The sequence below is a fragment of the Rugamonas sp. genome, assembly GCF_025354735.1.
Taxonomy (GTDB): domain Bacteria; phylum Pseudomonadota; class Gammaproteobacteria; order Burkholderiales; family Burkholderiaceae_D; genus Rugamonas.
Genome location: NZ_JANXMI010000332.1, coordinates 1 through 4286, shown reverse-complemented (window position 1 = coordinate 4286; position 4286 = coordinate 1). Strand labels below are relative to the sequence as shown.

The window sequence follows — 4286 nt, the reverse complement described above, 5'->3', positions numbered from 1 at the left end:
CCCCCCGACGGTCCGCAACGCTGCTCTGCCACCGGCCCACAGCGGCTTTGGCTAAAGCCGCCGCGTACCGCTCACTTGGCCGGCGCGCGCGCCTTGCCGAACGCGTCGCCCGCCTTCCACTGCGGCATGTGCGGCGCGTCGGCGATCATGCGGCCCAGCGTCAGGGTGTACTGCGCGGTCTGCGTCATGCCGCTCAAATCCCAGCTCGGATCATACTCGTCGCTGACCTGGTGATAGCGCTTGCCGTACGCGGCCGCCTTGGCCGCCGACGCTTCCTGCTCATGCACATACTCATGTCCCGACTCGATAGAAAACGCCGGCACGCCCGCCTTGGCGAAGTTGAAATGGTCGCTGCGGAAATAGCCGCCGCCGGTGTCGGGACGCGCCGCCGCGATCCGCATGCCCATGCGCTTGGCCGCCGCCGCCGCCAGCTGGCCCAGCTCGGTGCGCTCGGCGCCGGCCGTGCCGATGTCGTGCGTGGGGCCGACGAAGTTCAGGCTGTCGAGATTCAAATTGGCGGCCGTCTTGTCGAGCGGCCACAAGGGCGCCGACGCGTAGGCCGCGCTGCCCAGCAAGCCCTGCTCCTCGGCCGCCACCCACAAAAACATCTGCGAGCGCTTGCCCGGCGCCTGCACGGCCGCGCGCGCCATCGCCAGCAAGGCGGCCGAGCCGGAAGCGTTGTCGACGGCGCCGTTGAAGATGGTGTCGCCGCTGCCGGCCTGCTTGCCCAGGTGGTCCCAGTGCGCGCTGTAAATAACCACTTGCGCCGCCAGCGCCGGATCGCTGCCCGGCACGATGCCGGCCACGTTGAACTGCTCGACCTTGCGCACCGTCGCCGTCATCTCGCCCTCGATGCTGGCGGCCAGCGCCACCGGCTTGAAGTCGCGGCGCTCGGCGGCGGCGCGCAGGGCGTCGAGGTCCTGGCCGCCGGCCGCGAACAGGGCGCGCGCCGCCGCCTCCGTCATCCAGCCCTGCAAGCCGCTGCCGACCTCGCCCTCGGTCAGCTGGAAGCGTTCGATGCCGGCCCAGCTGTGCTGCACCACGCTCCAGCCGTAGGAGGCCGAGGCGTCGGTGTGGATCAGCAGCACGCCGGCCGCGCCGCGCCGTTTGGCTTCCTCGAATTTATAGGTCCAGCGGCCGTAGTAGGTCAGGCTCTTGCCGTCGAAACGGTTGGGCTCCTCGGCCGTCGGCTGCGGATCGTTGACCATCATCACCAGCAGCTTGCCGCTCACGTCCATGCCCTTGTAATCGTCCCAGCCGCCCTGCTCCGGCGCGCTCACGCCGTAGCCGACGAACAGCAGCGGCGCGTCGAAGCGGCGCTGCGCTTGCGCGTCGCCGGGGGCCCAGACCCAATCCTTGCCGTATTCCAGCGGCAGCGTCCGGCCGCCCGCCTGTACATGCAGGGTGCTCGTTTCCGGCGTCGCCGTCACGCCCGCGATTTTCACGGACTGGCGGAAACTGGCGCCGTTGGCCGGCTTCAGGCCGATGGCGGCCGCTTCCGTTTCCAGATAGGCGACGGTGACGTCGGCGCTGCGCTGGCCGGTGCCGCGGCCTTCGAGCGCATCGCTGGAGAGAAATTGCAGGCTGGCGCGCAACGGCGCTTCCTGCACCGCCGGCAGCGCGGCGGCGTGGGCCGAAAAGGCCAGTGTCAGGCTGGAGGCCAGCGCGCCGGCGATTAGGGAGGTAGGCATTTTTTTCATGGGTTCCTGAAGCGGTGGGAGCGGCAAGCGGCGGTGTGCGCGAATAATGATGATTTGCGCGCGGCATATTGTAAGACAACTTGGCCGCGCTGCCGAGCCGGAATTGCGCAGGTGGCGACGGCGCCGAATCGAGGTCAGACCCCGACGTCACGGCGCCGATGAATCACCGTGAAAAGAAACGCACTCCGCCTCGAGGCGCTAAAATTGCGCCATGACCGCATCGTATTCACCGCCCCCCTACATCGGCCGCTTCGCGCCCTCGCCCACCGGGCCGCTGCATCTGGGTTCGCTGGTGGCGGCCATGGCCAGCTACCTCGACGCCCGCAGCCACAACGGCACCTGGCTGGTGCGCATCGAAGACGTCGACGGCGACCGCAACGTTGACGGCGCCGACCGCCACATCCTGGCCTCGCTGCAACGCTGCGGCATGCTGTGGGACGGCGAAGCCACCTGGCAAAGCCAGCGCACCGGCCTGTACGAGGCGGCCCTGGCCCACCTCGACGACCACGTCTACCCCTGCGGCTGCTCGCGCAAGGAAATCGCCGACGCCCAGCTGGCCCTGCGCGGCCGCCAGGCCCAGGCGCTGATCTACCCCGGCACCTGCCGCCACGGCCTGGCGCCCGGCCGCGCCGCCCGCGCGCTGCGCCTGAAAGTGCCGCAGCCGCACCACACCATCGCCTTCGTCGACCGCTGGCACGGTATCGTCACGCAAAACCTGAGCGACGAAGCGGGCGACTTCGTCATCAAGCGCGCCGACGGTTACTGGGCCTACCAGCTGGCCGTGGTGGCCGACGACGGCGCCCAGGGCGTCACCGACATCGTGCGCGGCGCCGACCTGCTGGACTCGACGCCGCGCCAGATTTATCTGCAACAGCTGCTGAACCTGCCGCAGCCGCGCTATCTGCACGTGCCGCTGGTCGTCAATGAGCGCGGCGAAAAATTGTCCAAGCAAACCGGCGCGCCGGCCTTCGACAACGGCGCCAGCGTCGGCGAGCTGCTGGCCACGGCGCTGCTGCCGGCGGCGCGCTTGCTCGGCATGGAACTGAGCGCGGCCAGCATCGCCGAATTCTGGCGCGTCGCGCTGCCGGCGTGGCAACGCCTGATGCGCGACCAGCCCCTGGTCTGACGCCGCAACATTGCCGTCCCGACGTTACCATGCCGCTGGGGTAACGTGTGCGCGCCCGTCCCCGAATATCGCTACACTGATTTTTTATCGGCCACCACACCATCATGGAAATCGAACTCAAGCTGGCGCTCGATCCGTCCGCCAACGACACGCTGCGCCAGCATCCGCTGCTGGCGGCCCACGCCGACGGTGACGCGCACGACGCGCAATTGCTGGCGCGTTATTTCGACACCGCCGATTTTTATCTGCGCCGCCACGGCGCCGGCCTGCGCGTGCGCAAGATCGACGGCGTCTGGGTACAAACCATGAAGGCCGGCGGCAGCGTGCAGGCCGGGCTGCACTCGCGCCATGAATGGGAAGGCCCGGTCGCGCGCGCGTGGCCGCAGCTGGGCAAGCTGAAAAAGCTGATCGACGGCGACGGCGACTGGGCCGCGCTGCTCGACGCGCCCGGCCTGGCCGAGCGGCTGCAAGCGCAGTTCGCGGTGCGCGTCGAGCGCCGCACCTGGCAGTTGCACGTCGACGACGCCGACATCGAAATGGTGCTCGACGTCGGCGCGGTCGAGCACAACGGCGCGGCCGATCCCATCAACGAAATCGAACTGGAACTGAAATCGGGCCAGCCCCGGGCGCTGTACGACTTCGCGCTGCGCTTGCTCGACGACTTGCCGCTGCGGCTGGAAAACAGCAACAAGGCCGAGCGCGGCTACGCGCTGTGCAGCCAGTCCGGCACCCGCATCCACAAGGCCGCCGAGCTGACGCTGGACCGCGACGGCAGCGTGGCCGACGCCATGCTGGCCATCTTCCACAACTGCCTGGCCCAGATCCAGGGCAACGAGGCCGGCGTGATCCACAGCGACAACGCCGAGAGCGTGCACCAGATGCGGGTCGGCGTGCGCCGCCTGCGCTCGGCGCTGAAACTGTTCGAGGCCAGCGCGCCCTGCCCGCCCGAGCTGCTGGCCGACATCGCGTGGCTGGGCGACGCCCTCGGCGCGCTACACGCGGCTGATGCTGTCGTTCAGCGCCTGGGCCATGAGCGCGGCCGGGGCCGGCGAGCAATTGCAGCAGCCGGTGCAGGGCTACGCGCGCGCCAGCACCAAGCGCAAGCACCACAAGCTGCTCAAGCGCGGCGCCCGGCTGCGCGACGCCGACGCCCGCGCCCTGCACCGCCTGCGCATCGCGGGCAAGCAGAGCCGCTATGCGCTGGAATTCTTTCAGTCGCTATACCGGCCCAAGCGCGTGCAAGCCTATCTGGAAGCGTTGACGGGATTGCAGGATGAGCTGGGCCGGCACAACGACCTGATCGTCGCCGACACCTTGCTCGAGCAGCTGGAACAGGAGCAGCCGCAGCAGGCCGGCGCCATCGCCTTCGTGCGCGGCTATTTGCTGGCACGGCGGGACGGCGACCAGGTCGGCGTGCGCAAACTGTGGAAAGCGTTCCAGGCGCTAGACTTGCCGGTGCA

General features: G+C 69.2%; 4 protein-coding genes. 3 read left to right on the top strand and 1 reads right to left on the bottom strand.

Annotation, left to right across the window (positions count from 1 at the left end; translation table 11 throughout):
- Positions 1-71: 71 nt before the first annotated feature.
- The gene (locus Q0S71_RS27300) at positions 72-1700 is read right to left on the bottom strand and encodes a M28 family peptidase (protein ID WP_296002952.1); all 1629 of its coding nucleotides are present in this window, start codon (positions 1698-1700) and stop codon (positions 72-74) included.
- A gap of 211 nt (positions 1701-1911) precedes the next feature.
- Here Q0S71_RS27300 and gluQRS point away from each other — a divergent pair, with 211 nt between their 5' ends.
- The 3 genes from gluQRS to Q0S71_RS27510 form a co-directional block, all read left to right on the top strand.
- Entirely contained in the window at positions 1912-2826 is a 915-nt protein-coding gene (gene gluQRS / locus Q0S71_RS27295) for a tRNA glutamyl-Q(34) synthetase GluQRS (RefSeq protein ID WP_296002948.1), read from the top strand.
- Positions 2827-2930: 104 nt separating this feature from the next.
- Positions 2931-4103, top strand: a complete 1173-nt coding sequence (locus Q0S71_RS27290) for a CYTH domain-containing protein (RefSeq protein WP_367185347.1) — start codon at positions 2931-2933, stop codon at positions 4101-4103.
- Positions 3985-4286: CHAD domain-containing protein (locus tag Q0S71_RS27510; protein ID WP_367185348.1), on the top strand; the 302-nt coding region annotated here is incomplete at its 3' end. The genes Q0S71_RS27290 and Q0S71_RS27510, both read left to right, overlap by 119 nt.

Excerpts from the sequence above, each read along its gene's own strand:
- Q0S71_RS27300 (WP_296002952.1), bottom strand. The coding sequence starts at position 1,700 with ATGAAAAAAATGCCTACCTCCCTAATCGCCGGCGCGCTGGCCTCCAGC.
- gluQRS (WP_296002948.1), top strand. The coding sequence starts at position 1,912 with ATGACCGCATCGTATTCACCGCCCCCCTACATCGGCCGCTTCGCGCCC.
- Q0S71_RS27290 (WP_367185347.1), top strand. The coding sequence starts at position 2,931 with ATGGAAATCGAACTCAAGCTGGCGCTCGATCCGTCCGCCAACGACACG.